General features: G+C 53.9%; 21 protein-coding genes and 1 other annotated feature. Of the genes, 5 read left to right on the top strand and 16 right to left on the bottom strand.

Annotation, left to right across the window (positions count from 1 at the left end):
- Positions 1 to 48 precede the first annotated feature (48 nt).
- The 6 genes from thrC to yjjY all read right to left on the bottom strand — a co-directional run bounded on the left by thrC (position 49) and on the right by yjjY (position 6,315).
- Positions 49 to 1,335, bottom strand: coding sequence for a threonine synthase (gene thrC / locus OGW44_RS09550; protein ID WP_019078326.1), 1,287 nt, complete (start codon positions 1,333 to 1,335; stop codon positions 49 to 51).
- 3 nt (positions 1,336 to 1,338) lie between these two features.
- On the bottom strand, positions 1,339 to 2,268 hold the full coding sequence (gene thrB / locus OGW44_RS09555) for a homoserine kinase (RefSeq protein ID WP_016155645.1): 930 nt from the start codon (positions 2,266 to 2,268) through the stop codon (positions 1,339 to 1,341).
- A 1-nt stretch (position 2,269) separates the two neighbouring features.
- Positions 2,270 to 4,732, bottom strand: a complete 2,463-nt coding sequence (thrA, locus tag OGW44_RS09560; protein WP_185654754.1) for a bifunctional aspartate kinase/homoserine dehydrogenase I — start codon at positions 4,730 to 4,732, stop codon at positions 2,270 to 2,272.
- A gap of 23 nt (positions 4,733 to 4,755) precedes the next feature.
- Positions 4,756 to 4,876: a sequence feature (Thr leader region), on the bottom strand.
- Complete coding sequence (gene thrL / locus OGW44_RS09565; RefSeq protein WP_032337689.1) at positions 4,812 to 4,877, bottom strand: thr operon leader peptide; 66 nt, start codon at positions 4,875 to 4,877, stop codon at positions 4,812 to 4,814. Its footprint overlaps the feature before it by 65 nt.
- 211 nt (positions 4,878 to 5,088) lie before the next feature.
- A complete protein-coding gene (locus OGW44_RS09570) occupies positions 5,089 to 5,775 on the bottom strand; it encodes a tRNA/rRNA methyltransferase (RefSeq protein WP_016155643.1) in 687 nt (228 codons plus the stop codon).
- 399 nt (positions 5,776 to 6,174) lie between these two features.
- Positions 6,175 to 6,315, bottom strand: coding sequence for a YjjY family protein (yjjY, locus tag OGW44_RS09575; protein WP_042998021.1), 141 nt, complete (start codon positions 6,313 to 6,315; stop codon positions 6,175 to 6,177).
- A gap of 95 nt (positions 6,316 to 6,410) precedes the next feature.
- On the opposite strand from yjjY, the gene arcA reads away from it, so the two are divergent.
- Positions 6,411 to 7,127 (top strand): two-component system response regulator ArcA, encoded by a 717-nt coding sequence (gene arcA, locus OGW44_RS09580; RefSeq protein ID WP_001194359.1) that lies wholly within the window; start codon positions 6,411 to 6,413, stop codon positions 7,125 to 7,127.
- A 60-nt stretch (positions 7,128 to 7,187) separates the two neighbouring features.
- On the opposite strand, the gene creD is transcribed toward arcA, so the two are convergent.
- The 4 genes from creD to creA are packed head-to-tail and all read right to left on the bottom strand — an operon-like array spanning position 7,188 to position 11,212.
- Positions 7,188 to 8,555 carry a cell envelope integrity protein CreD gene (gene creD / locus OGW44_RS09585; protein ID WP_185654755.1) on the bottom strand — a complete coding sequence of 456 codons (1,368 nt, stop codon included), beginning with the start codon at positions 8,553 to 8,555 and terminating at the stop codon, positions 7,188 to 7,190.
- A 57-nt stretch (positions 8,556 to 8,612) separates the two neighbouring features.
- Positions 8,613 to 10,037 carry a two-component system sensor histidine kinase CreC gene (creC, locus tag OGW44_RS09590; RefSeq protein WP_019078322.1) on the bottom strand — a complete coding sequence of 475 codons (1,425 nt, stop codon included), beginning with the start codon at positions 10,035 to 10,037 and terminating at the stop codon, positions 8,613 to 8,615.
- Positions 10,037 to 10,726 (bottom strand): two-component system response regulator CreB, encoded by a 690-nt coding sequence (gene creB, locus OGW44_RS09595; RefSeq protein ID WP_016151622.1) that lies wholly within the window; start codon positions 10,724 to 10,726, stop codon positions 10,037 to 10,039. Before creB ends, creC begins: the two co-directional genes overlap by 1 nt.
- A 12-nt stretch (positions 10,727 to 10,738) precedes the next feature.
- Positions 10,739 to 11,212: a protein CreA gene (creA, locus tag OGW44_RS09600; RefSeq protein ID WP_016155640.1), complete on the bottom strand. Its 474-nt coding sequence runs from the start codon at positions 11,210 to 11,212 to the stop codon at positions 10,739 to 10,741.
- A 211-nt stretch (positions 11,213 to 11,423) separates the two neighbouring features.
- Here creA and robA point away from each other — a divergent pair, with 211 nt between their 5' ends.
- A complete protein-coding gene (robA, locus tag OGW44_RS09605) occupies positions 11,424 to 12,293 on the top strand; it encodes an MDR efflux pump AcrAB transcriptional activator RobA (RefSeq protein ID WP_003837295.1) in 870 nt (289 codons plus the stop codon).
- Here robA and gpmB read toward each other — a convergent pair.
- Positions 12,290 to 12,937, bottom strand: coding sequence for a 2,3-diphosphoglycerate-dependent phosphoglycerate mutase GpmB (gene gpmB / locus OGW44_RS09610; protein ID WP_016151619.1), 648 nt, complete (start codon positions 12,935 to 12,937; stop codon positions 12,290 to 12,292). The two genes, robA and gpmB, sit on opposite strands and share 4 nt — an antisense overlap.
- Positions 12,938 to 12,989: 52 nt before the next feature.
- Here gpmB and yjjX point away from each other — a divergent pair, with 52 nt between their 5' ends.
- Positions 12,990 to 13,505 carry an inosine/xanthosine triphosphatase gene (gene yjjX / locus OGW44_RS09615; protein WP_016151618.1) on the top strand — a complete coding sequence of 172 codons (516 nt, stop codon included), beginning with the start codon at positions 12,990 to 12,992 and terminating at the stop codon, positions 13,503 to 13,505.
- Positions 13,506 to 13,581: 76 nt separating this feature from the next.
- Here yjjX and trpR read toward each other — a convergent pair whose 3' ends face one another.
- Together trpR and sltY are read right to left on the bottom strand one after the other, a co-directional pair.
- Positions 13,582 to 13,908 (bottom strand): trp operon repressor, encoded by a 327-nt coding sequence (gene trpR, locus OGW44_RS09620; protein WP_019078321.1) that lies wholly within the window; start codon positions 13,906 to 13,908, stop codon positions 13,582 to 13,584.
- 89 nt (positions 13,909 to 13,997) lie between these two features.
- Complete coding sequence (gene sltY, locus OGW44_RS09625; protein ID WP_047358370.1) at positions 13,998 to 15,935, bottom strand: murein transglycosylase; 1,938 nt, start codon at positions 15,933 to 15,935, stop codon at positions 13,998 to 14,000.
- Between the two features lie 408 nt (positions 15,936 to 16,343).
- On the opposite strand from sltY, the gene ettA reads away from it, so the two are divergent.
- Positions 16,344 to 18,011, top strand: a complete 1,668-nt coding sequence (ettA, locus tag OGW44_RS09630; RefSeq protein ID WP_003019019.1) for an energy-dependent translational throttle protein EttA — start codon at positions 16,344 to 16,346, stop codon at positions 18,009 to 18,011.
- Between the two features lie 93 nt (positions 18,012 to 18,104).
- On the opposite strand, the gene nadR is transcribed toward ettA, so the two are convergent.
- From nadR to serB, 3 genes are all read right to left on the bottom strand, one after another.
- Positions 18,105 to 19,334, bottom strand: a complete 1,230-nt coding sequence (gene nadR, locus OGW44_RS09635) for a multifunctional transcriptional regulator/nicotinamide-nucleotide adenylyltransferase/ribosylnicotinamide kinase NadR (RefSeq protein ID WP_016151614.1) — start codon at positions 19,332 to 19,334, stop codon at positions 18,105 to 18,107.
- Positions 19,335 to 19,399: 65 nt separating this feature from the next.
- Positions 19,400 to 20,782 (bottom strand): DNA repair protein RadA, encoded by a 1,383-nt coding sequence (radA, locus tag OGW44_RS09640; RefSeq protein ID WP_185654756.1) that lies wholly within the window; start codon positions 20,780 to 20,782, stop codon positions 19,400 to 19,402.
- A gap of 83 nt (positions 20,783 to 20,865) precedes the next feature.
- Complete coding sequence (serB, locus tag OGW44_RS09645) at positions 20,866 to 21,834, bottom strand: phosphoserine phosphatase (RefSeq protein WP_047358373.1); 969 nt, start codon at positions 21,832 to 21,834, stop codon at positions 20,866 to 20,868.
- A 115-nt stretch (positions 21,835 to 21,949) separates the two neighbouring features.
- Here serB and OGW44_RS09650 point away from each other — a divergent pair, with 115 nt between their 5' ends.
- Positions 21,950 to 22,591, top strand: a complete 642-nt coding sequence (locus OGW44_RS09650; protein ID WP_016155636.1) for a YtjB family periplasmic protein — start codon at positions 21,950 to 21,952, stop codon at positions 22,589 to 22,591.
- Positions 22,592 to 22,602: the final 11 nt, after the last annotated feature.

Consider the following 22,602-nt stretch of genomic DNA (forward strand, 5'->3'; position numbering starts at 1 on the left):
CGACAGGTTTTGTAGGCCCGCTAAGCAAAGCGCCAGCGGGCACAACCGTTAACCGCGGGTCATCATCAGCTTGCGCAGTTCAGCAAAATCAGCAGGCAGGTGATGAGAAAGCAGCGGCAGGTCCGCGCGTTCCGCCAGCGCTTTTGGCAGAGCCAGCGTCAGGTCAAGAATCTCTTCAACGCTTTCTTTAAACTTGGCCGGATGCGCAGTACCGAGGAACAGGCCGTACTCGCCAGGGTTCAGTTGGTCACGCAGCGCACGGTAAGCCACCGCCGCATGCGGTTCTGAGGTGTACCCCATCTCATGCAGCTCACGCATCGTGTCCTGAGTAGTGGCATCGTCAACAGCGGCATAACCCAGCTCATTCAGACGCCAGATTTTACGGCGGAAAAGTTCTTCCACCCGCGGCCAGTTATTTGGCTGGCTGACATCCATCGCATTCGACAACGTCGCCTGAGTCGCTTTCGGCGCCCACTCACCTTGTGCAAGAAAGCGTGGAACCGTATCGTTGACGTTGGTCGCCGCGATAAAACGCTTCACCGGCAAGCCCAGTGATTTTGCCAGCAGCCCGGCAGTCAGATCGCCAAAGTTGCCGCTGGGAACGGAAATAACCAGTTGATTACGCGCCTCTTGCGGCAGTTGAGCCACGGCCTCAAAGTAGTAACAGATTTGCGCCAGCAGACGGCTGATGTTGATTGAGTTAGCCGAATTCAGCCCCAAAGCGACCTTCAGCTCTTCGTCATCAAACGCCTGTTTCACCAGCGCCTGACAGGCATCAAAATCGCCATCAATCGCCACGGTTTCAATATTGCCACCCAGTGTACAGAACAGTTTTTCCTGTAATGGGCTAATCTTGCCGTTCGGATAAAGGATCACCACGCGCACATTTTTCAGACCATAAAAGGCATGTGCGACTGCCGCACCAGTGTCTCCAGAGGTCGCCGTCAGAATGGTGACCGGTTTGTCGCCGCTGATATGCGTCAGCATCTGCGCCATAAAGCGCCCGCCAAAGTCTTTAAATGCAAGCGTTGGGCCGTGGAACAGCTCCAGACAGCCGATATCCGCGGCAACCTGAGCAACCGGTGCCGGGAAGGCAAACGCCGCACGCACGCGCTGTTCCAGAATCTCCTGTGGGATTTCATCACCGATAAATGCGGAAAGGATCTTCGCGCTGCGGCTAACGAAATCCTGGTTCAACATCTCATCGACTTCTGACAGATTGAATTCCGGCAAATCGTGCGGAAAAAACAATCCCTGATTCTTGCCAAGCCCTTGCGTGACGGCCTGTGCAAAGCTGACCTGTTCGTTATGATCTTTCAGATTATACAGTTTCATTGATTATCCCAGTACCCGTGCGCCCGCCGTGTCCAACCGGCAAATATGAACAAAGCCTTCCTGATTTTGCAGATAATTTTTACCCAGCCAGTCTGCTACACGCTGCGCCGTATCCGGCTTGTCGCACAAAGCGAACAGCGTCGGCCCCGAACCGGAGATACCGCTGGCCAGCGCCCCGATTTCCGCTACCGCCTGACGCGCCTGGCTAAAGCCTGGCAGTAGGCGGGTACGGTACGGCTCAGCAATGACATCTTTCATCAGCTTCGCGGCAAGCCCTGGCTGACGGGAATAGCAGGCATGGATAAACCCAGCCAGATGCCGCCCGTGGGCGATACAGTCCTGACGGCGATACTGCGCAGGTAAAATCGCCCGCGCTTCTGCCGTCGACACTTTAATTCCCGGATACGCGAGTACCCACAGCCACTCATCAAAGCCTGGCACCTGCTGACTGATAATGCCGTTTTCTTCGATCATTAACTGCATACCGCCTAAAAAGCACGGGGCGACGTTATCGTAATGAATACTGCCGGAGATACGCCCTTCCAGCTCACCCATTATCGCCAACAGGCGCGTATCGTTGAGCGGTTTACCGCAATGCTCGTTCATGGCGACCAGCGCCGCTACAACGGAACAAGCGCTGGAGCCTAACCCGGAGCCAATCGGCATATTTTTTTCCAGCGTCATCGCCACCGGAACGCTTTTACCCAGCTCCTGACAGAATCGCTCCCAGCACTGGTAGACAATATTTTCTCGCGGCTCAGGCGGCAGCTTATTGGCAAAGCGACCAAGGTTGTTAAGGCTGAAATGGTCAGCCGCCTCAACGGATACCACATCGCCTAACAGCGAACCGTCCACCGGAGTTACCGCTGCTCCGAGCACATCAAACCCGACGCTCATATTGGCGCTGGAAGCCGGGGCATAAACTCTCACCATGTCAGACTCCTAACTTCCATGAAAGGGTACGTAGCAGGTCGGCAAATACGCCCGCCGCCGTCACGTCGTTACCCGCGCCGTATCCGCGCAGAACCAACGGTAGCGGCTGATAATAGTGGCTGTAAAACGCCAACGCGTTTTCACCGTTTTTCACTTTGAACAGCGGATCGTTGCCGTCTACTGCTTCTATTTTTACGCGACAGACGCCATCCTCTTCAATATTGCCAACATAGCGTAATACTTTCCCCTCATCACGGGCTTTCGCCACACGCGCGGCAAAGGCGTCATCCAGCTGCGACAATTTAGCCATAAACGCGGAAACATCACCGGAATCATCAAACTCTTTTGGCAGGACCGGCTCAATAACAATGTCAGAAAGCTCCAGCTCACGACCGGTTTCACGGGCCAGGATCAACAGCTTACGCGCCACGTCCGTACCGGATAGATCGTCACGCGGATCGGGTTCGGTATAGCCCAGCTCACGCGCCATGGTGGTGGCCTCGGAGAAGCTCATGCCTTCATCCAGCTTGCCGAAAATAAACGACAGCGAACCAGAAAGAATGCCGGAGAAACGTTGCAGTTCATCGCCCGCGCTGAGCAGATTTTGCAGGTTCTCAATTACCGGCAAGCCCGCGCCTACGTTGGTGTCGTACAGGAATTTACGACGAGACTTCGCCGCAGCAAAACGCAGTTGATGGTAGTAATCCATCGACGACGTGTTGGCCTTTTTGTTCGGCGTAACCACATGGAAGCCTTCGCGCAGGAAATCCGCATACTGATCCGCAACCGCCTGACTTGACGTACAGTCGACAATCACCGGATTGAGCAGATGATATTCTTTCACCAGACGAATTAAGCGCCCCAGGTTGAAAGGCTCTTTCGCGCTTTCCAGCTCCGACTGCCAGTTTTCCAGATTCAGACCATGGACGTTGGTCAGCAGGGCCTTCGAGTTCGCCACGCCGCACACGCGCAGATCGATATGCTTCTTTTTAAGCCAGGTTTGCTGACGTTTAAGCTGCTCCAGCAGCGCACCGCCCACGCCGCCAACGCCAATGACAAATACTTCAATCACCTGGTCGGTGTTGAACAGCATCTGATGGGTCACACGCACGCCAGTGGTCGCGTCGTCGTTATTCACCACTACCGAAATGGAACGCTCAGACGAGCCCTGGGCGATTGCCACGATATTAATGTTCGCGCGAGCCAGCGCGGCAAAAAATTTCGCCGAGATGCCACGCAACGTGCGCATACCATCGCCAACGACCGAGATGATCGCCAGACGTTCAGTCACCGCCAGCGGCTCCAGCAAGCCTTCTTTCAGTTCGAGATAGAATTCATCCTGCATGGCGCGTTGCGCACGCGCGCAGTCGCCCTGCGGGACGCAGAAGCTGATGCTGTATTCAGAAGAGGATTGGGTGATCAGCACCACCGAGATGCCTGCGCGCGACATCACGGCAAAAACACGCGCCGCCATCCCCACCATGCCTTTCATCCCAGGGCCGGAGACGCTAAACATCGCCATGTTATTGAGGTTAGAAATCCCTTTTACCGGCAAATCGTCATCATCACTGCTGGCACCGATAAGCGTGCCGGGCGCTTGTGGATTGCCGGTATTTTTAATCAGGCACGGGATCTGGAACTGGGCAATAGGGGTAATGGTGCGCGGGTGCAGCACTTTAGCGCCGAAGTAAGAAAGCTCCATCGCTTCCTGATAAGACATCGACTTCAGCAGTCGGGCGTCGGGTACCTGGCGCGGATCGCAGGTATATACGCCATCGACATCGGTCCAGATCTCACAACAATCGGCGCGCAAACAGGCGGCCAGTACGGCGGCAGAGTAGTCAGAGCCATTACGCCCCAGCACCACTAACTCTCCTTTCTCATTCCCGGCGGTAAATCCTGCCATCAGAACCATATGGTCCGCAGGAATACGGCTGGCGGCAATGCGGCGCGTAGATTCGGCGATATCAACGGTAGATTCGAGGTAATGACCTACCGCCAGCAATTTCTCTACCGGGTCGATGACCGTCACGTTATGCCCGCGCGCTTCCAGCAGGCCAGCCATGATGGCGATCGACATTTTTTCACCACGGCAAATAAGCGCGGCATTGATGCTGTCCGGGCACTGACCCAGCAGGCTGATACCGTGCAGGACGTGCTTAATCTGTGCAAACTCTTGTTCAACAAAGGCTTTGAGCTGAGCCTGCGGGAAACCCGGTTGCGCGGCGGCAAGACCCACCAACAGCTCAGAGAAAATGCGTTCGGCGTCGCTGATATTGGCTAAAGCATCCTGACCACCGATGGTCTTCTCAATCATCGCCACCAGATGGTTGGTAATTTTTGCGGGGGCAGAGAGAACGGTCGCGACCTGCCCCTGTCTGGCATTGCTTTCCAGAATATCGGCAACCCGCAGAAAGCGCTCTGCATTTGCCACTGATGTACCGCCGAACTTCAACACTCGCATGGTTTACCTCATTGCCTTTGGTCGAAAAAAAAGCCCGCACTGTTTAGGTGCGGGCTTTTTCTTGTGTTTCCTGTACGCGTCAGCCCGCACCGTTACCTGTGGTAATGGTGATGGTTGTGGTAATGGTGATGCTGATGCGTTTCATAATGTTGTGTGCTCTGTAATTATTTATTATCTGTCCTGTATTCTTTTAGGGTTAAAGTATCTGCTGACCTAAGTCAATAAATTTTTAAATTGGTCACATTCCGAAACTTGTTCACGAGCGACTGCTTGCCCTTTTAGTTTCGACCAATACAGTATGTCAGCCCTACTTGAATCCAGAGCAAAACACCACGCAACAAATGTAGGTCGATATTTTATTTCGTGATGCTTTTTTCTATATCATGTAAAAAACGGTGCAACATTGCCGTATCTCGCTGCCCTAACAGACCCATTCGCTGTTGCAGCCAGTCCGTCAACTTGATGTCGTCAGAAACGTTCAGCGTGGCTAATAAACGCAAAACGCGCGCGCGCAATGCCTGTAGCTGAAGCTCATCCGTCACCTCAATGTTTTTGACGGGTTGTTGTATTAAACCTGCTAATTGATAGCAATACACCATCACCGCCTGCCCCAAATTGAGTGAAGGATAGTCAGCCACCATAGGTACACCGGTGAGTACATCCGCCAGGGCCAATTCTTCGTTGGTCAGCCCTGAATCTTCACGACCAAAAACCAGCGCGGCATGATCCATCCACGTTGATTTTTCCTGCAGCAGAGGAACCAGTTCGACCGGCGTAGCGTAGTAATGGAACTTCGCCCGACTACGCGCAGTGGTCGCGACGGTAAAATCTACGTCATGCAGCGCCTCCGCCAACGTTGAAAAAACGCTAATATTATCAATAATATCGCCAGAACCATGCGCGACCCATCGCGTGGCGGGTTCCAGGTGGGCTTCGCTGTCAACGATGCGTAATTGGGTGAACCCCATGGTCTTCATAGCGCGGGCAGCCGCACCAATATTTTCCGCTCTGGCGGGGGCAACCAGAATAATTGTTAAACGCATTTCGATACTCTTTTTGGCCAGTCTGCAAGGAATAATGTGACGTGCTTCAACATATTACGCAGTGCGAATTTACATATTTTTAACAGAAATCACTGAAAAAGCATTTCGCATCCATTAAAAAATGCTAAACTATTTCCCGGGTGTACTATTGCTTTTTATGTTAACAAAAGTTGCATATCCCTCTGTTTATCCATGATAATTTAATTTAAAATGGATCGCACCGGTTGGATTCATTACATTTATTAATTTGCTCGTGCAACTAGTTGTAATATTGCAATTTTGTGATGAAAGCAAACATTTGGATACGTTGATTTCATCAAACTGTTAACGTGCTACAATTGAACTTGATATATGTCAACGAAGCGTAGTTTTATTGGGTGTCCGGCATGTCTTAGCCTGTTATGTTGCTGTTAAAATGGTTAGGATGACAGCCGTTTTTGACACTGTCGGGTCCAGAGGGAAACTACCCACGACCAAGCTAATGATGTTGTTGACGTTGATGGAAAGTGCATCAAGAACGCAATTACGTACTTTAGTCATGTTACGCCGATCATGTTAATTTACGGCATGCATCAGGCAGGTCAGGGACTTTTGTACTTCCTGTTTCGATTTAGTTGGCAATTTAGGTAGCAAACATGCAGACCCCGCACATTCTTATCGTTGAAGACGAGTTAGTAACACGCAACACGTTGAAAAGCATTTTCGAAGCAGAAGGCTATGATGTATTCGAAGCGACAGATGGCGCGGAAATGCATCAGATTCTCTCTGAATATGATATCAACCTTGTGATTATGGATATCAATCTGCCTGGGAAAAATGGCCTGCTGTTAGCGCGCGAACTTCGCGAACAAGCTAACGTTGCGCTGATGTTCCTGACGGGCCGTGATAACGAAGTCGATAAAATTCTCGGCCTCGAAATCGGCGCAGACGATTACATCACCAAGCCGTTTAACCCGCGCGAACTGACTATCCGTGCTCGTAACCTGCTGTCCCGTACCATGAACCTGGGTACTGTCAGCGAAGAACGCCGTAGCGTCGAAAGCTACAAGTTCAATGGCTGGGAGCTGGACATCAACAGCCGCTCTCTGATTGGTCCTGACGGTGAGCAGTATAAACTGCCACGCAGCGAATTCCGCGCCATGCTTCACTTCTGTGAGAATCCGGGCAAAATCCAGTCTCGCGCAGAACTGCTGAAAAAAATGACCGGTCGCGAACTGAAGCCGCATGACCGTACCGTTGACGTGACGATCCGCCGCATTCGTAAGCATTTCGAATCAACGCCGGATACGCCAGAAATCATCGCCACCATTCACGGTGAAGGCTACCGTTTCTGCGGCGACCTGCAGGATTAATTCAATCCTCACTGGTATAAAAACGGCGCTTTATGCGCCGTTTTTCATTTCCCTACCGCTCTATTTCCACAAGCGAAATTCGTCGCTCTGCGCAGGCTGAAGCTCTGGAAGTTCTGTAGATTTTGGCTTTGTTTTTGGCTGTGCCAGCGAGTGCCAGTCAAGATGACGCGTCAGGAACATTACCCCACAAAGCGCGAACAACAGCACGCCGGTTCCCAGCAGTAAAGAGCTATCCTGTGAACGTAGCAGCACCCACATCACACCATCCAGCCCCAGCAGCGCCACGGTGAACAAAATACTGTTCCGCCAGCCCTGCAATATCGCCTGCAGATACACACCGTTCATCAACGCCCCGACCAGACTTGCCGTTATCCACGCCGCCGTAAAACCAATGTGTTCCGACAGTGCCAGCAGCAGCAGATAAAACATTACCAGCGATAGCCCCACCAGCAGATATTGCATCGGGTGCAGGCGCAGATTGGTCATACTTTCAAGGACGAAGAAAGACATAAAGGTCAGTATAATCAGCAGGATGGCATACTTTGTCGCCCTGTCCGTTAACTGATACTGATCTGCAGGCGTGGCGACGGCGACGCTAAACGCTGGCATACCCAGCCAACCAATCTTTTCATCGTTAAAGCGCTCGCCGAGGTTGTTCGCAAACCAGCTGCTTTGCCACTGAGCCTTGAATCCTGATTCGCTAATTTCGCGCTTAGCCGGGAGGAAGTCCCCAAGAAAGTTGGGATGCGGCCAGTTGCTGGTTAAGGTCATTTCACTGTTACGTCCAACCGGAACGACGGAGAAATCGCCGGTTCCGCTCAAATTAAGCGACAACGCCATGCTCAGATTTTGCTCAGCCCAGCTCGCATCGGGTAGCGGAATGTGGATCCCCTGCGCACGTCCATCCAGCCCTGTCCCAGGCTCAACGGCCAGCGACGTTCCATTGACCTGCGGCGCTTTTACCACGCCAATCCCACGCGCGTCCCCCACGCCAACCACAATAAACGGTTTGCCGATGCTGATATTTGGATGATTTAAATCACTCAACCGTTCGGCGTTAAACTCAGCCTTCACCGAAACATCATTGTGCCAGACCTGGCCCTCATAAATACCGATTTTACGCGCTTCAACGTTCTGATTCCCCTCAACTACCAACGACTCCGGCAGCCAGAAATGGATATAGCTACGCTTACGCTGGATTTCTTTGCCATCCTCCAGTGAGGTGTAAAGTTCCGTTACCGGAATGGCTATCAGCGGTCCTACCATCTTTTGCGGCCCGCTGGTGCTCTGTCGGATAGCATCTTCGACTTCATCGCGGTAATCCGATCGCTCCACGATGATCTGCCTGACCATCGTCAGCGGGATTAACAGCAGCAGTATTGCGCCACCTAAGGTGACTATTTTCCAAAACAGGGGTGATTTAAACATAGCGTTCTCCTTTGCAATATCAGCAAGGTAGAACAGCTATGTGCGGAGAATTTGAAGTTATGTGAAGTGAGCGTGAAGCGTAAACGAGGCCTGTGCGCCGCCTTGTGGTCGGTTGCACAATGTCACCGTCCCCTCGTGCAGTCGCGCAACCTCACTGACAAACGCCAGCCCTAAACCGCTGCTCTTATGCCCATTTTCACGGGGCAGCGAATAGAAACGCTCAAAAATACGCGGCAACGCGAAGTCGGGGATCCCGCTGCCACTGTCGATTATCTGCAATGTGACCAGTTCATCCTGCTGATGCGCGCTCAGCGTAATCGTCCCGTCCTGTGGCGTGAAGTCGATAGCGTTGTCGAGCAAATTCCCCAATGCCTGCTCCAGTAACGCAGGATCGGCGGCAACGCTAAGCGATGAAGGCATAATGGTAAGCGTGATGTTTTTTGCCGCCAGTTGCACGCTGCGCGCCTCTTTGAGCTGAGCAAACAGCGCATCTACCGCCACTGGCGTCAACGTAATGTCCTGTCGATTCTCCAGCCGCGCCTGGCGTAACAGGGTTTCGACCAGCGCCTGCATGCGCGCATTTTGCGTCAGAATATTATCGGTAAAGCGCGCAACCACGTTCGGCGGCGGACCTTCGCGCAAAATCTCAGCCGCGCCGCGAATGGCCGCCAGCGGACTTTTCAGTTCATGCGTTAACGCATAAACATACTGCTCAATGTAGTTTTTGCCCTCCAGCTTCAGTCGCATACTTTCCAGCGCCTGCGCCAGTTTACGTAGCTCGCTGCTGCCTAAATCAGGCAGTGGGACGGGGCGATTCTCGGTAACGGAGTCGGCATAGCGCGCCAGCCGGGCGATGGAGCGGTTTATCCACCATACCATCCCGATGCCAATCACTAAGGCAATGCCCAGCAATACGGCGCTGGCCCACAGCATCCGCCGTTCACTGCGTTTAATCACCGGCGCCATCGCCGCGTTCGGTTTACCGACGCTAAGCACTCCGATAATACGTCCGCCGTCTACGATCGGCGCGGCCACGTACATCACTGAACTTTCCGGATCGTTCGGGTTTTGCGGCGTACTGCGGGCGCCATATTGCCCACGCAGGGTTAACCACACGTCGTTCCAGCGAGAATAGTCCTGACCGACAGCCTGGTTTGCGGAATCAAACAACACCTTACCCTGCGCGTCCGTCATGTAGACATGGTATTCATTACGGACTTTGTTAATGCCGCTGATATTAGCGCTGAATGGGCGGTTATGCAGTTGCGAAAATGCCTGCGCCAGCTTGCCGTTGGCGGGAGAGTCAGAGAGCAAGTCATCGCGCGCCAGCGCGGCCAGCAGCGTGGCGGTATCAATCAAAGTGCCTTCGGTTGCCCGGCGGACGCCTGGTTTAATTTCCTGTACAAAGATCGACAAAACGAACCAGGCGGCGACGGCAACAATCAGAAAATAGCCGAGCAACAAACGCATGCCAATGCGCATCAGACGCTCCTCAGGCTATATCCCATACCGCGATGCGTATTGATGGGGGAAAGCTCAGGGTTGATAGCCCGCAGCTTGGCGCGCAGCGTTTTAATGTGGGTATCGACCGTTCTGTCAAAGGTGTCCTGTGCATCGGCCCAGACTAAATCCATCAACTGCTGGCGTGAGTAAATGCGCCCCGGCGACAACAGCAGCGTTTTCAGCAACAGAAATTCATAGCGCGTCAGGTTTAACGGCTTGCCGAACCAGGTAATCTGCGCGGCCAGCTCATTAAGTTCAAAATCACCACAGCGCGTCGTAGATGAAGGAGCAGAGAATTTCTGCACCCGCCGCAGCAACGTACGCACGCGGGCGCACACCTCGCGCGGTGAGAAAGGCTTGGCAACATAGTCATCCGCGCCAATTTCCAGACCCAGCAGGCGATCCACCTCATCGCTACGCGCGGTCAGAAACAGGATCGGCAACGCTGGATGCCGCTCTAGCAGGCGTCGACACAGTTCAAAACCGCTGATATCCGGTAGTCCGACATCCAGAATGATCGCATCAGGACAACGCTGGCGAGATTTCTCCAGCGCAGGTAACCCGCGCTCAAACGCTTCCACGCTAAAACCTTCCTGCTGCAGCATGTAGATGAGCGTATCGGCGATGCCCTGCTCATCCTCAACCAACCAGATCAACGGTTGTTGCATTTTGCTTCCTTGTTATTCCCGCCACGGCATGATGGGCACCGCGCTGATGGCATTTTTAGGCGATCCATCGACCACTTTATCTGAATAGGCCAGATAGGCCAGTGCATTACGTTTCGCGTCGTAAAAACGCACGACCTGTAAGGATTTAAACACCAACGAGGTACGTTTTTTAAATACCACTTCGCCCTGCGCTTTGCCGTTCTTGATTCTGTCGCTCAGTTCTACCGGCCCCACCTGCTGACAGGAAATGGCGGCATCGGAGGTATCTTCCGCCAGCCCCAGCCCACCTTTGATGCCGCCGGTCTTCGCCCGGCTCACGTAGCAGGTCACGTTGGTAACATCAGGATCGTCAAACGCTTCGACCACAATTTTATGATCCGGCCCAAACATTTTGAACACCGTATCGACAGATCCAATCTGCTCCGCATGGACAACCTGCGCCAACATCAGCAGAATTGAGGAAATGATTAAGCTCTTATATTTCATATTGTTACCATTTTTAAAAGTTACTCTGTGTAATTATTCGACATTCTAAGATAAAACGTATACAGATCACAGGATTACAATAATCACGCTTTCGAATGATCGAAAAAAGCATTTATGAGCAAAAAAAACACTGAATGCTAAAACAGCAAAAAATGCTATTATCCTCATACCTGACGTCAGGTACTCGTTGTTGAAAGGATGAGGATATTTTATGGATCAGGCTGGCATTATTCGCGACCTATTAATCTGGCTGGAAGGTCATCTGGATCAGCCTTTGTCGCTTGACAATGTGGCGGCAAAAGCAGGCTATTCCAAGTGGCACCTGCAGAGAATGTTTAAGGACGTGACGGGCCATGCTATTGGCGCCTATATCCGCGCCCGTCGTTTATCGAAATCCGCAGTGGCGCTGCGCCTGACTGCACGCCCAATTCTGGATATTGCGCTGCAATATCGCTTTGACTCTCAACAAACCTTTACCCGCGCGTTCAAGAAACAGTTTTCCCAGACGCCTGCGCTGTATCGCCGTTCGCCGGAATGGAGCGCGTTTGGTATTCGCCCGCCTATGCGACTGGGTGAATTTGCCATGCCTGCGCACGAGTTTGTCACGCTGGAAGATACGCAACTGCTTGGCACCACGCAAAGCTATTCCTGCTCGCTGGAGCAGATTTCAGATTTCCGTCATGAAATGCGAATTCAGTTCTGGCGCGACTTCCTTAGCCAGGCTCCTGCGATCCCACCGGTGCTGTACGGGCTGAACGAAACGCGTCCGAGCATTGAAAAAGATGACGAGCAGGAAGTGTTTTACACCACAGCACTGACGCCGGAACAGGCCAATGGTTATGTGCCGTCGGCACAGCCTATCCTGCTACAAGGCGGCGAGTATGTGATGTTTACCTATGAAGGGCTGGGGACCGGTGTACAGGAGTTTATCCTGACGGTTTACGGCACATGCATGCCAATGCTGAACCTGACGCGCCGTAAAGGGCAGGATATCGAGCGATACTACCCGGCAGAAGATGCCAAAGCGGGAGATCGCCCGATCAACCTGCGCTGCGAATTCCTGATTCCGATTCGCCGCTAGCGCTGCAGTTCGTCTAACGCAGGGGCGTCCAGATGTGAGATGTCCCCTGCCGTTTCAACTACCCATCCCGGCGCCAGCCACAAACTTTCCTGGTAATCGACGCGAGAAATAGAACAGTTGCGCAGACGCAGGCGACGTTCAGCCCATGCCGGTAATCCCAGAATCGTACTCACCAGGCAACCCAGTGCAATACCGTGACTGACCAGCAGCGGACGACTCCCCGGCGGCAACTCCAGACAGGATGCCAGCGCCGCGTGGACGCGATCGCTCAGTTCCTGCATTGATTCCCCTTCAGGAATACGCCCCTCCACCGTACCGTTCACCAACTGGCGACGCCAGCCCTCTTCTTCCGACGTCAGCGTATCGATATGACGTTGCTCCAGCACGCCCATATTCAGCTCGCGCAAACGTGAGTCATAGGTGATATCACAGCCACAGGCCTGGGCGATGATTTCTGCGGTGCGTCGTGTACGACCTAAATCGCTACTGATGACATGCGTAATACCAAACGTGCGGGCGCGTTCGCCCACCTGCATGGCTTGCTGTTCACCTTTAGCGGTCAGTGGGCTGTCTGACTGGCCTTGAATACGTCGCTCGGCGTTCCACTGCGTTTCGCCATGGCGAACAAGGTATACCTGTAACATGCTTTTTTTCCGTTATACTGCGATGCGATGAATTTTCAAACTGAGCTTAATTATGCACAAGGTTATCTCTGCGACCACCAATCCTGCCAAAATTCAGGCAATTCTGCGGGCATTTGAAGAGATTTTCGGGGAAGGATCCTGCCATATTGAACCCGTCGCCGTCGAGAGTGGCGTGCCGGAACAACCTTTCGGAAACCAGGAAACGCGCACTGGCGCACGAAATCGCGTTGATAATGCGCGCCGTCTGCACCCGCAGGCTGATTTCTGGGTCGCTATTGAAGCGGGAATTGACGACGATGCGACCTTCAGTTGGGTGGTGATTGATAATGGCGTCCAGCGCGGCGAAGCCCGTTCAGCCACGCTGCCATTGCCAGCTGTCATTCTCGACAGAGTCCGTCAGGGCGAAGCGCTCGGTCCGGTGATGTCGGACTACACGGGTATTGATGAGATTGGCCGTAAAGAGGGCGCTATCGGCGTCTTTACCGCGGGCAAGCTGACGCGCTCAAGCGTATACCACCAGGCGGTGATTCTGGCGCTCAGCCCGTTTCATAACGCAGTGTATTTATAGCGTTGTGCCGGATGGCGGCTTCGCCTTATCCGGCCACAACCGCGCCACATACTTAGGCCTGATAAGCGAAGTGCCATCAGGCATTTTTTAGCAGCACCTGCTCCAGCCAATGACGCAGATCCACCGGTGCGGATTTGAGGCTGTTCGACCCCCGTGTAATGGTGGCGATCCCCGCCCCGAGCTCGTTTTTAAGCTCGCGCTGACTCATCTCGCCGCGCAGCAGCTCTTCAATGATACGCACGCGCGTGCCCAGCGCTTCGCGCTCATCCGGCGTTAACATCAAATTGAGCAGGGGCAGGTGTAAGTCTTGTTCATAGGCGTGTTTAAGCAGATCGACAAAACGTAACCACTCCTGGTGACGCTGTTCTGCCATCTCTGCCGAATAGGGTGATTGCTGAGTCATAAGTTATCGCCATCGTTGCGGGGGAAGCGTGCTTGCCTCCCCCTTTTGTACTCTTTAACGAGTACGATAGCATAACACAACCGACACGATCAGTAACGACGTTGCCATTCTGCGTCGCTCATCAACTCCGGTTTGTCACCGAGGAAATAGCGATAGTACGCATCGTAAGCCAGCACGTTCTTCACGTAGCCACGCGTCTCAGAGAATGGAATGCTTTCGACAAACGCGACAGCATCGATACGACCCGCGCTATTGCCAAGCCAGGTGCGAACGCGCCCCGGTCCGGCGTTATAGGCCGCCGACGCGAAAATGCGGTTATTACCGAATTGCTGATAGACATACTGTAAATAGCTGGTACCAATGTTGATGTTGGTATCAGGATCCAGTAGTTGGCTCGGGCTGCTGTAACCTGGAATCGAGAACATTTTCACCGTATGCGTCGCCGTGCCCGGCATAATCTGCATCAGCCCGCTGGCACCAACCGGCGATTTTACTTTCGGGTTCCAGGCGCTTTCCTGACGCGCTATCGCCATCGCATAGCTTGGCGGAATATCCTTGCCGCTGGTGTAGCGTGTAAACAGATCCTTGTAGGCCAGTGGGAAACGCTCTTCCAGATGATCCCACAGCTTACCGGCGATCGTCGCTTGTACGCTCAGATCCCACCAGTGATTGTTGAACGCGTAACGCGCCAGCTGAGCCTGCTCAGACTTCGTGCGACTGGTGACCAGATTCGCCCATTCACTGCGCGCGGTATTGTCCAGGTTCCAGTACATTAGCTCGCGCACACGTGCCATTTCCGGTCCCTGAGTCAGCGCAGAGTCAACGTTTGCCGGGGCTTTATCCACTTTCAGCTCGTACTCTTCACCCAGACGCTGTGCCGCTACCATCGGATAGAAACCGCGCTGCTGCATGAGCTGGTGCAGGATCTCTTTGGCTTCCGCCTCGCGCCCGCGCTCAAGCAGCAGATCCGCCTGCCAGTAACGCCACTCATCTTTCTCTTTTGCTTCCATTGGCAGACGCGCCAGCCAGGTATTCAGACCACGACGATCGCCGGTTCCCAGCGCCATGCGTACACGTCGCTCCACAAGCGAGGTGGAATTCGAGCGCATAATGGCGTCATCGCGCCATTTGGCCTGCTCATCGGTAACGTCATTACCCATCAGACGCCAGGCGACGATGTCGCGCAGCTCCTGGGTTTGCTCGTCATTCAGCTGTTGCGCCTGCGCCAGAGACGGGATCATCAGGCGGGCATTTTCCGCGTCCTGACGCGCCACGCTGGAAAAAGCCACCGCCGCCATCTGTCGGGTGAAATCCGTCGCGCCAGTGGTGCGTGCAAAGGTCATCACCGAATTCGGATCGTTGGCCAGCGCGATGATCGCCGAAGCGATAGTTTGGTATTGCGCGGGCATTTGTCCAGCCAACGCCGTGACCAGACCGGTATTCCCGGCTTTCATCGCCAGACGAATACGCTCCAGATACGCCAGCGGATCCTGAGTTCCTGAGGCGCGCCATACGCCGAATAATTTGTCACAGGCGTTCGGCTGGCTTTTCCCGCTCAACCACAGTTCTTTCGCGCCCTGCCAGGCCTCTTCGGTTTGCCCGGTGCTCCATTTCGCAAAGTAATAGTTGCATTGCGCTTCCGTGGTACCCGGTTTTTCTGGGCTGAACGCCAGCAGTCCACGCCAGTCCTCCCGTCGCGCCAGTTCATTCACGAAACGTGATTGCAGAGTACGCGCGGGGGGCAGCGTCGGGTTGGCGCGCACAAAATTGGTAACGGTAATGGTGGGCTGATTCATCAGATCGTCAGTAATCTGACGATATTCCAGATAAGGATACAGAGGATAATTCTTCAGGCCGGGCATCATCTGCTCTACGACATCCATCTGTCGGTTATCCCAGGCCTGTTTAATTTGCGCATAGCGACTGCGCTGCTCATCCAGGGAATCGGCTCGCGCCACTTGACTGACCGTCAGCAGACATACGCTGGCCGCCAGCAGGCGCCAGGTAAATTGATTGGCTTTGTCCACAAGCTCTTCCTCTTCTCATGTTACGTCTGTGCAGCATCATGCCGCTTAATTAGTTCATGCTAACCAGACATTGCAGAATGCGCCACGTCACGGACACTTTTTTACTTTTGTTGCGAGTGAGATCTGCTGGCTGGGATTGGGCAATGAAAAAGGCTACACTTCGCCTTTGATAACTATTTACCAATAATTAGCCCTAAATAATTCAAGTTGCAGCAAGGCGGCGAGGGAGTAAATCCCCTGAGCGTACAAAGTGCGTGACTGGGGGGAACAACAAATCTGTCAGGAACAGATTTGAACGCTGCGGAGCAGCGGCCCGCAAGGGCGAGGCTCATGGATGAGCCGAGTAACTCACAGCCAACGCATCTGTAGCTTGAAGTATGACGGGATAAATAAAGAGGCGAGTCCAACGTGGCCCAATTTGTTTATACCATGCATCGTGTCGGCAAAGTCGTTCCGCCGAAACGTCATATTCTTAAAAACATCTCACTGAGCTTCTTCCCTGGCGCCAAAATCGGTGTTCTTGGTCTGAACGGCGCGGGTAAATCGACCCTGCTGCGCATCATGGCCGGCATTGATACCGATATCGAAGGTGAAGCTCGCCCACAGCCTGGCATTAAAATCGGTTACCTGCCGCAGGAACCGAAACTAAACCCGGAACATACCGTTCGTGAATCCGTGGAAGAAGCGGTTGCCGAAGTGGTTAACGCGCTGAAAGGTCTGGATGAAGTGTACGCAAAGTACGCCGAGCCGGACGCCGACTTCGATAAACTCGCTGCGCAACAGGGCAAGTTTGAAGAGATCATTCAGGCGCACGACGGTCATAACCTGAACGTGCAGCTTGAGCGTGCCGCTGACGCCCTGCGTCTGCCGGACTGGGACGCTAAAATTGAGAACCTCTCCGGTGGTGAACGCCGCCGCGTCGCGCTGTGCCGCCTGCTGCTGGAAAAACCAGACATGCTGCTGCTCGACGAACCGACTAACCACCTGGACGCCGAATCCGTTGCGTGGCTGGAACGCTTCCTGCACGACTTCGAAGGTACCGTGGTGGCGATTACCCACGACCGTTACTTCCTCGACAACGTTGCGGGCTGGATTCTGGAGCTTGACCGCGGCGAAGGTATTCCATGGGAAGGCAACTACTCCTCCTGGCTGGAGCAGAAAGATCAGCGTCTGGCGCAGGAAGCGTCTCAGGAAGCGGCTCGCCGTAAATCCATTGAGAAAGAGCTGGAGTGGGTGCGTCAGGGCGCTAAAGGCCGTCAGTCTAAGGGTAAAGCCCGTCTGGCACGCTTTGAAGAGCTGAACAACACCGAATACCAGAAGCGTAACGAAACCAACGAACTGTTTATCCCACCAGGAGCACGTCTGGGTGATAAAGTCGTTGAAGTCACCAATCTGCGTAAATCCTACGGCGATCGCGTTCTGATTGACGACCTGAGCTTCTCCGTACCGAAAGGCGCCATCGTCGGCATCATCGGTCCGAACGGCGCGGGTAAATCTACCCTGTTCCGTATGATGTCCGGTCAGGAACAGCCAGACAGCGGCACCATCACGCTGGGTGAAACCGTCAAGCTAGCTTCCGTTGACCAGTTCCGTGACGCCATGGACAACAGCAAAACCGTGTGGGAAGAAGTTTCCGGCGGGCTGGATATCATGAAGATCGGCAACACCGAGATGCCAAGCCGCGCCTACGTAGGCCGCTTCAACTTTAAAGGTGTTGATCAGGGTAAACGCGTAGGCGAACTCTCCGGCGGTGAGCGCGGTCGTCTGCACCTGGCGAAGCTGCTGCAGGTTGGCGGCAACATGCTGCTGCTTGATGAACCAACCAACGACCTGGATATCGAAACCCTGCGCGCGCTGGAAAACGCCCTGCTGGAGTTCCCGGGCTGCGCGATGGTCATCTCGCACGACCGTTGGTTCCTCGACCGTATCGCGACCCACATTCTGGATTACCAGGATGAAGGTAAGGTTGAGTTCTTCGAAGGTAACTTTACCGAATACGAAGAGTACAAGAAACGCACGCTGGGCGCAGATGCGCTGGAGCCGAAGCGTATTAAGTACAAGCGTATTTCGAAGTAATTACCGTTAAGCGCCGGATGGCGGCGTTACGCCTCCTCCGGCCTACGAGGTTAGTGCGACGCCGGATAAGCGCAACGCCATCCGGCATTTACGCTATCTCTGCTCGCCCATCAACTCTTTCACCAACTCCACGCAGCGCAGAAATCGACCGTCATAGTCGGGCTCCTGAACGTGCACAAAATTGATATTGTTTTCCTGCAGCATCTCGACCAGCAACGACTGAAACGCTTTTCTGTCAACCGAACTGCCGAGACTGCGTAAGCCATCCGCCACCCATGGAGTATTGTTCTCCAGCAGGATCACCAGGTCAAAGCGATACTCGTCAATCAGGGCCTGCACAAACGGGTGTTCACGCCCTTCATACTTTTTGCAGAAGGCCTGAGTGGTAACAAAATCGGTGTCGATAAACGCCACTTTATTGGCATACTTGACAGCAAAATCAATGTATTGGGCTTGTCCCAGGGCGATTTTATCGTAGTCGGAATACTGCAACGCCATCTCATCACCGCCCAAATGGGAGAAGACGTAATCACGCCCATATTCCCACGCACTGGTAGTGTTAAAGATATTGGCGAGCTTGTTCACCAGCGTCGATTTTCCGCTCGACTCTCCGCCGAGGATCGCCACGGTGCGCACGAAAAACGGCTTCACTTCTGTAGGAATATACTCCCAGTAGCGAAACGGGTTCTCACGGATTTGCCCGCCGCTGATGTTCATAAACGTTCGTTTGGGATCCACCAGCACGGTTTCGATCCCCAGATGTTCCAGATACTGCGGGGCATCTGACTCTTCAGAGGTGTAAATCCAGTTAGGCTGGATCCCTTTCTCCTGCATAAACGTTTTGATCCCGTTGCTCCACACATCCCAACCGTGTGGATACGGCTCCATACCCTCTTCGTTGAAGGCGTGAATACGGATATTTTTCTGATACTTAAAGGTTTGCAGCAGCCAGCGTAGACGATCGGGCACCGTGGGCTGTTGCGACATAGCGCTGTCTTCAAACAGGCTGCGATCGCGCGTGTCGTCATACCCCATGATGATATGCAGTTCATCGACCTGACTACACGCGCGCTGGATAAGATAGATATGGCCGGTATGCAGCGGATAAAACTTACCGAATACCACACCTATATTCTTCTGCTGGCGCGGAAACTCCAGCCCGAGAAACCGGTGCAACGCCTCCAGCTTTTGCGCGCTGGGACTTTTAATTTTGGCATTCAGCAGTTGACTTAAATATCCCTTGGTCATGCCACTGGCATCTGCCACCTGTTGCAGGGTACAGCCCTTTTGCTTAATGGCAGTTTTCAGATAATCAAATGACACAAGAGCCTCCTGCTGTAAAAATAAACGTAATACCCAATACCGCCGGAAAGACGGCGGGTATTTTATTATAGGTCGTCAAACACGCTTAAAGCATCCGTAAGCTTCTTAACGCCAAAGACCTGCATCCCTTCCGGCACTTTTTTCGGCACGTTGGCGGCAGGAACAATCGCCCGACGAAAGCCGTGCTTCGCCGCTTCGGAAATACGCTCCTGGCCGCTGGGTACCGGACGGATTTCGCCCGCCAGTCCCACTTCGCCAAAGACCACTAAGTCCTGCGGCAGCGGTCGGTCGCGCAGGCTGGAAACCATTGCCAGTAGCAGTGCCAGATCGGCGCTGGTTTCGGTAACCTTCACGCCACCGACCACGTTGACGAACACGTCCTGATCCGCCATCTGCAAGCCGCCGTGACGATGCAGCACGGCCAGCAGAATCGCCAGACGGTTCTGCTCCAGGCCGACCGCCACACGACGCGGATTCGCCATCATCGAATGGTCGACCAGCGCCTGAATCTCCACCAGCAACGGGCGTGTGCCTTCCCAGACCACCATCACTGAACTGCCGGAGGTGACTTCATCGCCACGGCTTAAGAAGATAGCGGAAGGGTTGCTAACTTCACGCAGCCCCTGTTCGGTCATGGCAAAGACGCCCAACTCATTCACCGCGCCAAAGCGATTTTTATGGCTACGCAGAGTACGAAAACGAGAATCGGCGTCGCCGTCGAGCAGAACCGAGCAGTCAATACAGTGCTCCAGCACCTTTGGACCGGCCAGCGAGCCGTCTTTGGTGACGTGGCCGACCATGACAATCGCCACGCCGCGCGTTTTGGCAAAGCGGGTCAGGTAAGCCGCGGTTTCGCGCACCTGTGCCACGCTGCCCGGCGAAGACTGAATGTCCGCCATGTGCATCACCTGAATGGAGTCGATAACCATCAGCCTCGGCTGTTCTTCTTCGGCAATCAGGCAAATTTGTTCGATACTGGTTTCCGACAGCATGTTCAGATTCGCCGTCGGCAGACCGAGTCGATGCGCGCGCATCGCCACCTGTTGCAAAGACTCTTCGCCGGTGACGTACAGGGTTTTCATCTGCTCAGCGAGCTTGCACAGCGTTTGCAGCAGCAGCGTTGATTTCCCTGCGCCGGGGTTGCCGCCAATCAGGATGGCGCTGCCGGGCACCACACCGCCGCCCAGCACGCGGTCAAACTCTTTAAATCCGGTGGAAAAACGCGGCAACTCTTCAAGGCTGATATCAGACAGCTTCTGCACTTTTGCGATGCCCGCATTTCCGGCATAGCCGCTGAGCCGCTCGTTACGCGCCACCGTTGGTGACGCTGCAAGGCGTACCTCGGTAATGGTGTTCCAGGCCTGACAGGCGCTGCATTGTCCTTGCCAGCGCGGGTAATCGGCCCCGCATTCGTTACAAACAAAGGCGCGTTTTGGAACTTTGGCCACGTTTTACCTCTTTCGTTAGCGCGTTTACCGGACAGCGTGGGCGCTTATCCGGCCTACGGTCACTTTGCCATCAGGCAATTAAATCATTTCTGGTTCATGCTGCCAGAGAGAATGCAGAACACGCCCATCAGGTCAGCGTGACGGATCGTAATCTCCGTCTTTTCATTCACTTTGGGTTTGGCATGATACGCTATACCCAGTCCAGCCGTTTTGATCATCGGCAGATCGTTGGCGCCATCGCCGATCGCCACCGTCTGCGCCATCGGGATCTCATACTCCTGCGCCAGGCGAGTCAGGGTGTTGGCTTTGTACTGGGCATCGACGATATCGCCGATCACGTTGCCGGTGAATTTACCGTCTATGATCTCCAGCTCGTTTGCCACAGCCGCCGTCAGACGTAGTTTGTTACGCAGATAATCGGCAAAGAAGGTAAAACCGCCGGAGGCAATTGCCACTTTCCAGCCGAGCGTTTCCAGTTTTAACACCAGTTGAGTCAGGCCAGGCATCAGTGGTAGCGTTTCGCGCACCTGGTGCAAAATATTGGCATCAGCGCCCTTCAGCGTCGCCACGCGGCTGCGCAAGCTGGCGGTAAAGTCCAGCTCGCCGCGCATCGCGCGTTCGGTAACTTCGGCAACCATTTCGCCGGTTCCCGCCAGTTTGGCAATTTCATCAATACACTCGATCTGGATAGCCGTTGAATCCATGTCCATCACCAGCAAACCCGGCGTGCGCAAATGCGGAATTTTACCCAGTGGCGCAACATCCAGTTTGGCATCATGCGCCAGTTTTGCCGCACGCGGCGTTAACGAGCCCGCCAGACGAATCACCTGATAATCCTCAACGCACCACGCCGCCACGATCACCATCGCTGCACCCAGTTTGCTCTGGTATTGCGTTAACCGTTGTTTATCCAGCCCACGACCGTACAGCAGCCAGCCACTGCGGCCCGCGTGGTAATCCAGCGGCATGACTTCATCACCGCTTAAAGAGAGAGGCAGACCTGGCCACAGAGAAACATCTTCAGGTAGATCGCACCAGGTAATGTTAGGCATTAAAGCTCCTGTAAAATCGTTCGGGTCGGAATCATCAGGGGAAAATAACGCATGAGGCTACCCTGTAACCAGCGCTTCTGGCAACATTAAGTCTCAAATTTTCAGCAGGTGGAATATGGCTCGCACAAAACTGAAATTCCGACTTCATCGTGCAGTGATTGTATTGTCCTGCCTTGCGCTGCTCGTTGCTCTGATGCAGGGCGCGTCCTGGTTTAGTCAAAGCCACCAACAGCAGCGTAATCCGCAGCTCGAAGAGCTGGCGCGCACGCTGGCTCGCCAGGTCTCCTTGAACGTCGCCCCGCTGATGCGTACCGAAACGCCGGATGAAAAGCGCATTAAAGCGGTACTCTCGCAGCTCACGGAAAGTAGCCGTATTCTGGATGCGGGCGTCTACGATGAAAAGGGAGACCTGATTACACGCACCGGTGAGAGCGTCAACGTTCGAGACCGACTGGCGTTGGACGGCAAAAAAGCCGGGGGCTATTTTAACCAGCAGATTGTCGAGCCCATTCAGGGAAGAAATGGTCCGCTGGGCTATCTACGCCTGACGCTGGATACCCACACGCTCGCCACCGAAGCCAAGCAGGTGGATAACACCACCAACATCTTACGCCTAATGCTGCTTCTGTCACTGGCAATTGGCGTGGTGCTCACCCGTACCTTGTTGCAAGGCAAGCGCACCCGCTGGCAGCAATCCCCTTTCCTGCTGACCGCCAACAAACCGGTACAGGAAGAAGACAACGAGAAGAAAGAGTAATAACAGAAAGG

Origin of the sequence: Citrobacter sp. Cb023 (assembly GCF_030336805.1) — a bacterium.
Taxonomy (GTDB): domain Bacteria; phylum Pseudomonadota; class Gammaproteobacteria; order Enterobacterales; family Enterobacteriaceae; genus Citrobacter; species Citrobacter braakii.

Excerpts from the sequence above, each read along its gene's own strand:
- trpR (WP_019078321.1), bottom strand. The coding sequence starts at position 13,908 with ATGACTCAGCAATCACCCTATTCGGCAGAGATGGCAGAACAGCGTCAC.
- OGW44_RS09650 (WP_016155636.1), top strand. The coding sequence starts at position 21,950 with ATGGCTCGCACAAAACTGAAATTCCGACTTCATCGTGCAGTGATTGTA.
- yjjY (WP_042998021.1), bottom strand. The coding sequence starts at position 6,315 with ATGACTAAAGTACGTAATTGCGTTCTTGATGCACTTTCCATCAACGTC.
- thrA (WP_185654754.1), bottom strand. The coding sequence starts at position 4,732 with ATGCGAGTGTTGAAGTTCGGCGGTACATCAGTGGCAAATGCAGAGCGC.
- gpmB (WP_016151619.1), bottom strand. The coding sequence starts at position 12,937 with ATGTTACAGGTATACCTTGTTCGCCATGGCGAAACGCAGTGGAACGCC.
- robA (WP_003837295.1), top strand. The coding sequence starts at position 11,424 with ATGGATCAGGCTGGCATTATTCGCGACCTATTAATCTGGCTGGAAGGT.
- creD (WP_185654755.1), bottom strand. The coding sequence starts at position 8,555 with ATGTTTAAATCACCCCTGTTTTGGAAAATAGTCACCTTAGGTGGCGCA.
- thrB (WP_016155645.1), bottom strand. The coding sequence starts at position 2,268 with ATGGTGAGAGTTTATGCCCCGGCTTCCAGCGCCAATATGAGCGTCGGG.
- OGW44_RS09570 (WP_016155643.1), bottom strand. The coding sequence starts at position 5,775 with ATGCGTTTAACAATTATTCTGGTTGCCCCCGCCAGAGCGGAAAATATT.
- creA (WP_016155640.1), bottom strand. The coding sequence starts at position 11,212 with ATGAAATATAAGAGCTTAATCATTTCCTCAATTCTGCTGATGTTGGCG.
- serB (WP_047358373.1), bottom strand. The coding sequence starts at position 21,834 with ATGCCTAACATTACCTGGTGCGATCTACCTGAAGATGTTTCTCTGTGG.
- creB (WP_016151622.1), bottom strand. The coding sequence starts at position 10,726 with ATGCAACAACCGTTGATCTGGTTGGTTGAGGATGAGCAGGGCATCGCC.
- thrC (WP_019078326.1), bottom strand. The coding sequence starts at position 1,335 with ATGAAACTGTATAATCTGAAAGATCATAACGAACAGGTCAGCTTTGCA.
- arcA (WP_001194359.1), top strand. The coding sequence starts at position 6,411 with ATGCAGACCCCGCACATTCTTATCGTTGAAGACGAGTTAGTAACACGC.
- yjjX (WP_016151618.1), top strand. The coding sequence starts at position 12,990 with ATGCACAAGGTTATCTCTGCGACCACCAATCCTGCCAAAATTCAGGCA.
- creC (WP_019078322.1), bottom strand. The coding sequence starts at position 10,037 with ATGCGCATTGGCATGCGTTTGTTGCTCGGCTATTTTCTGATTGTTGCC.